This is a genomic window from Streptococcus sp. HMSC068F04, from assembly GCF_001837455.1.
In the GTDB taxonomy this organism is placed as follows: domain Bacteria; phylum Bacillota; class Bacilli; order Lactobacillales; family Streptococcaceae; genus Streptococcus; species Streptococcus salivarius_D.
The window spans coordinates 25,007-25,633 of the sequence record NZ_KV832488.1; the positions used below are offsets into that span (position 1 = coordinate 25,007).

At 36.5% G+C, this 627-nt stretch carries 1 protein-coding gene; it reads left to right on the forward strand.

Translation table 11 applies throughout. From position 1 onward, the window contains the following. On the forward strand, positions 1 to 627 hold a 627-nt coding region (locus HMPREF2571_RS05335; RefSeq protein WP_070847386.1), incomplete at both ends, for an alpha/beta hydrolase.

The following is a 627-nucleotide window of genomic DNA, read 5'->3' on the forward strand; positions in this document are numbered from 1 at the left end:
CATGAATTTGGTGATAAAAATTTGCCTCCCATTTTATTAATACACGGTGGGGGTAGTTCTTGGTGGAGTTACCTTAGGCAAGCTCGTATCTTGTCTCATAAATACCATGTCATTCTACCAACACTCAATGGTCACGGAGAGGAGTATCAAAAGGATTATATATCAACGGAAGATTCGGCACAGGAAATTCTGAACTATGTTCGACAAAACTGTGATGGAAAACTGTTTGCTTTAGGTGGAGTTTCTCTTGGTGGTCAAATTGCTATGGAACTTTTGTCCTTAGACAGCGATATAGCTGAGAAAGCAATTATAGATGGAAGTATCTGTATTCCTCAACCAAGTTTGGCGAGACTTTGCATCCTACTGGTAGCATTATTCGGTAAACTGATGTTCAGTAAATCCTCTTGTAAACTTCAGTTAAGCTTAATGAATAAATTCTATCCCCAATTAGCTTATCCAGACGAGATAAAAAATTATTATATAGAGGATATACCAAGGACACCTATCAAAACATTAGTGACCATCTATAAAACTTATATGAGGCACTACAAATTGAATAGTAGGATTTCCAAAAGTAAGGCGCAGGTTCTCTATATTTATGGTGAAAAAGAATTGAACTGTGTTAAG